The sequence below is a fragment of the Synechococcus sp. BA-120 BA3 genome (assembly GCF_034931285.1).
Classification (GTDB): Bacteria; Cyanobacteriota; Cyanobacteriia; order PCC-6307; family Cyanobiaceae; genus Cyanobium.
Genome location: NZ_JAYGHZ010000102.1, coordinates 1 through 4084, shown reverse-complemented (window position 1 = coordinate 4084; position 4084 = coordinate 1). Strand labels below are relative to the sequence as shown.

The 4084-nt window shown below is 61.0% G+C and carries 5 protein-coding genes and 1 pseudogene; 3 read left to right on the top strand and 3 right to left on the bottom strand.

Annotated elements, in window-relative coordinates:
- The 3 genes from VB737_RS05800 to VB737_RS05790 form a co-directional block, all read left to right on the top strand.
- The coding region (locus tag VB737_RS05800; RefSeq protein WP_500311903.1) for a hypothetical protein at positions 1-427 on the top strand (427 nt) is incomplete at its 5' end.
- Positions 424-909: a hypothetical protein gene (locus tag VB737_RS05795; RefSeq protein WP_500311901.1), complete on the top strand. Its 486-nt coding sequence runs from the start codon at positions 424-426 to the stop codon at positions 907-909. The genes VB737_RS05800 and VB737_RS05795, both read left to right, overlap by 4 nt.
- A gap of 633 nt (positions 910-1542) precedes the next feature.
- The gene (locus tag VB737_RS05790; RefSeq protein WP_500311899.1) at positions 1543-2493 is read left to right on the top strand and encodes an S-4TM family putative pore-forming effector; all 951 of its coding nucleotides are present in this window, start codon (positions 1543-1545) and stop codon (positions 2491-2493) included.
- Positions 2494-2980: 487 nt separating this feature from the next.
- Here VB737_RS05790 and VB737_RS05785 read toward each other — a convergent pair whose 3' ends face one another.
- The 3 genes and pseudogenes from VB737_RS05785 to VB737_RS05775 all read right to left on the bottom strand — a co-directional run.
- Positions 2981-3409 carry a hypothetical protein gene (locus VB737_RS05785; protein ID WP_500311897.1) on the bottom strand — a complete coding sequence of 143 codons (429 nt, stop codon included), beginning with the start codon at positions 3407-3409 and terminating at the stop codon, positions 2981-2983.
- Between the two features lie 121 nt (positions 3410-3530).
- Positions 3531-3692, bottom strand: a complete 162-nt coding sequence (locus VB737_RS05780) for a hypothetical protein (RefSeq protein ID WP_500311905.1) — start codon at positions 3690-3692, stop codon at positions 3531-3533.
- 265 nt (positions 3693-3957) lie between these two features.
- A pseudogene (locus tag VB737_RS05775) lies at positions 3958-4084 on the bottom strand (RHS repeat-associated core domain-containing protein); the annotation flags it as partial.

Here is a 4084-nt window from a genome sequence, read left to right as displayed (position 1 = left end):
GGCCGAGGCCCGCTACCTGAGGCACGCGCCGCACGCGCTGATGATGGCATTGGGGGTCGCGGCCCTCGCCCTGTCGGTCCACGTCAAGGTTCAGGACTGGCACGACACTCGGCTGCCGGAGATCGCTGCCGAGACCCGGGCGCGTAATCTGGCAGTCCGAGAAGGCGGCTATCAGGTTGAAGCGCGCAGCGCCTGGCTGGCCCTGGAGCGACGGGACGCCGCGACACAGATCCTCTGCCTCGGCTCCCGGCTCGGCGAGGTCGATCGCCCCATTGCGATCAGACACCTCCGGGCCGATGCCGACCGCGTGACGCTGGGCGCTCCTGAGGAGGCAGATCAGGCCCGCATGCGGGCGGCCGGTGCGCAGCCCGTTTCAGCGGCCGACGCCTCAGCCGGGCAGATGTTCGAGGACCGGGCATGCGCATGATCCCTGCCCCCTGGGCCAATCGTCTCGCGGGCGGCGGTGTGATCGTCCTGGCCGTCATAGCACTCGTGTCGATCATCTCCGCCACGACCCATACCGTCGCCGTGCTCCAAGCGGGAGACCGGCTTGAGGCGGGGCAGACTACCGCTGCAGATGCAGCCGCCCCGGAATGGGTTGCGCCGGTTCCGCTCATGCAGATCGGGGATGGAGATCCCAAGGCCCTGCTCGGCGAACGCCTGGCGACCGAGATCCGCAACGCCGGCCTCGCCACAACGCGCGTCGAGGTCATGTCCTTGCGTCCGCTGGGAGGCGGCCTGCGTCTTGCCGAGGTTCAGGTTACGGCCACCGGAGAGGCCGCGGCCGTTCTCGCGCTTGCCAACTGGGTTGCGGTCAATCGCGCAACCGTCCGCATGGAGACACTGGACTCACGGGTCGCTGACGGCCCGTCGGTCCATCAGTTCACCTGGCTGGTGGTGATCGCATGAAACTCACCATGGAAACTGGGGCGCGTGCCGTGCTGGTCGGATGTCTCCTTCTGGCGGGAGTGATATACCTTCTGCCTATGGGGGCGACGGAGCCCCAGGCCGCCCCCCCCGAAGCATTCGAAGGTCAGATTGCAGAGGCGCGGGCAACATCAATACCCGCCACGGCGGCGTTTACGTTCGCGGAAAGTGCGGCGACCCCCGCTGCCGTGGAAGCCGTTGCCCTGCCGCGTTTGGTCGGGATTGCAGGGAACTCCGCCTATCTTCGGGGCACATCTGGAACGGCCGAGCGCTTCGGAGTTGGTAGTGAGCTGGACGGCTGGCGGGTGGCCCGGATCGAGGAGAAGGCGGTCACGCTCACGGATGGGGACCGCACAGAGCGGTTGGCGTTGTTTCAGTAAGCTAGTCTTATGGCCTCGTTTCGCATTTCAATTAAGCGAGACCGACCAAAACCCCACGCGGGCTCAGACTGCAGCAATTCAATCTTGAAGCGGGCGCTACGCTTTCAGGCTATAGTGGTCTTAGCGAGGACCGCTCATGCATGGCGTAGCTAGCATTCTCGGTCGCCTTAAAGCGGCATCGATAGCCGTCTCAGACGCTCGCAGTACGCTTGGCGGCAGCATCTCGCATCCTACTATGCCTATCTCCGCTGTCTCATCCATTTCTAGCCGCCAGAACGAACCTGCCCAGATCCAGCTGCTTCAAGCGCAGCGCCATCTCTACGGCAAGGCCAAACGCCTGGTTTATCTGCAACTGTGCTTGGTATTGGCGGTGCCTGTTGCAGCCGCATCCCTCGCCTACCTCTTTCCCGATTCGCCCCTCACCGCCGCCATCGCATTCGCTGCGGTCGTCGTTTCGCTCGTGGATGTGACCGTTCTGGACCCTCACCAAAGACGCACCATCCTCATTGCCGCAAAAGTGCAAGAAACGTTTGACTGTGCCGTCTTCCAGTTGCCGTGGGATCACCTCGTCGCCGGTGCTCGCCTGGAGCGTGAGCTAATTCACGAGGCTGCGACAGCCTACAAGAAAAAGCGCGGCGATGCCGGGCTGCGAGATTGGTACCCGACCGAAAGCTCTTCCGTCGCGCTGCATTTCGGACGCCTCATCTGCCAGCGCTCCGCGCTCGCCTATGACAGTTCCTTGCGACGCCGTTACGCTGCCGTCGTCCTCACGCTTCCCTTGATAGTTCTGGCAACGCTCATCCTCGCTGGGATTGCAAACGAGGCGACGCTCCAGTCGTTCATCCTTTCAGTGTTGCTGCCCTTACTGCCGGTCGCAATATGGACCTTGCGCGAGCACGGGCGTCAGAAGGAGGCCGCTGAGACGAACGACGAGCTACGTATGAAGATTGACGACCTATTGGCGCGCATGAACGACGGCACCTGCGATTCCACCCGCGCCAGCGCTGAGGCAAGAACGGTCCAGAGTGAATTGTTCCGCGGTCGAAAGATCAAGACACCGATCTTGGGCTGGGTCTATCAAGCCATGAGAAAGGGTCTTGAGCGCCGCATGAGAGCAGTTGCCGAAGAGCTAGTATCGTCCGTCGAGTTTCAAGAAGCCCAAAGCGAGCCATTTGGGACCTCTTGAGCAGCGATACATCTGCCGTTCCGACGACGAGAACGGGCCTTGCACCGGTTCCGGCAGATGAAGACCTTGCAGAAGTTACGCTCCGTCCACGCCGCCTTCCACAACCCCTTCAACCAGGACCGCCACCTCATCAGCAGAGAGACATACAAGGCCCTACGCTCAGCCGCCCTGGCTGAGTGGCAGACGCTCGCCGGATAGGCGCTGCATCCCCTGCCCGGCCTGTGCTCAGCGGAGACGAGTTGTCGTTGGACTGACAGCACCGTACCGATGCCTCTGAGGATCCTGGCATTCGCCTGAAGGTCTAAAGGCCGCCCGATCTGCCGGTTCGGTGACCGTCGTGCCGCAAGAGACTGTAATCACAACATTATCTGGGATGAACCACGATCTGCGAGGTCGTAAGTCGGAGCAATTCGTCCGGGTAGCCCAAACCCTTTGCAGAAAAATGGGTTACGACACCCCTTTTATCTTGCCCTCCGGTCACTCTGTATCATGTGTCAACCTCTACATAGTCAGATATCGGATACTCAGGCGTCCCTATCTCCTTCTGCCCGTGTTTCAGGAATAATGAGTAGGGAGCATCTCCAGAGGCTACTGTGCACACGATACCGTTCAGCGCAAAACGGATCGCCGAGATGGCTTTGGACCCAGGCATGGAAAGGAAGGTCGCGGAACTGATCTTTCCTCCGCTGAAGGTCTCCAATTCTGGATCGGAGACTTCAGATGATTTCATTGCACCAGCGCAGATAAGTACGCCACCTTCAGTGCCGTTTGAGAGCTCAACCATTTCATTTATAATGTAAAACGTCTCACCTGAAAGAAGTGACACTCGAACGTAGTGTAGCGGCGTGCTCTTGAAGGAGATAGCATCCAACGATGCTATTTCCGTCCCTTCGATTAAGAGCTCGTTCAGGTTCATATATTTGCAGTCTGGGGACATCAATAGTGTAGGGTTTCGTGTGGTCGGCGACCTCGCGCCGGAATATCGATCCGAGGCCCACTTCGGTCTGTACCGGGCCGAAGGGCAATGCTGTTTTCACCTACGCGAGTTCCTTCCGGATATCGAGATCCTGGATCAGCAGGACCATTTCTCCCGCCAGTGAGGTAGTCGAAATCTGCGTCAGCATCTCCTGTTCCGCCATTCTCTGGCGCCAGCGGCCCACTGTTCTCTCTGTTGCCACGAGGACCAGCACGCGGATCATCTCGCTCTCCCACAAGCTCCTCGGGAAGCTCTGGTGATTGAGAATCGTTGTTGAAGATGCCGCCTAAGAAGTCGCCGATCCCCCGCCCAACGTCCGCAACGGCGCCCCGACACGGCTCAAGAGCGGCGCAAGCCGCCCCACCAGCTAGAATCACGCCGCCGACCACAGCGCCGACGGTCGCCCCCGCCGGACATGCCGGGCCGGTCACCGCACATCCCACGCCCGCCCCAACTGTAATCGGGTCTTGGGCCTTCATCCCCGTCGGATCCGTATGGTTCACCGGATCCGCCCCGACGTAGAGATACAGGTTCGGATCGTCCTTGGTGCCGATGGGGTCGGTGGAGAGGAACACGCCCAGGCGCGGGGAGTAGTAGCGCGCCCGGTACTGGTAG

What these genes read in the sequence shown, in the direction of transcription:
- VB737_RS05795 (WP_500311901.1), top strand. Translation starts at nt 424, where the DNA reads ATGATCCCTGCCCCCTGGGCCAATCGTCTCGCGGGCGGCGGTGTGATC.
- VB737_RS05785 (WP_500311897.1), bottom strand. Translation starts at nt 3,409, where the DNA reads ATGAACCTGAACGAGCTCTTAATCGAAGGGACGGAAATAGCATCGTTG.
- VB737_RS05790 (WP_500311899.1), top strand. Translation starts at nt 1,543, where the DNA reads ATGCCTATCTCCGCTGTCTCATCCATTTCTAGCCGCCAGAACGAACCT.
- VB737_RS05780 (WP_500311905.1), bottom strand. Translation starts at nt 3,692, where the DNA reads ATGATCCGCGTGCTGGTCCTCGTGGCAACAGAGAGAACAGTGGGCCGC.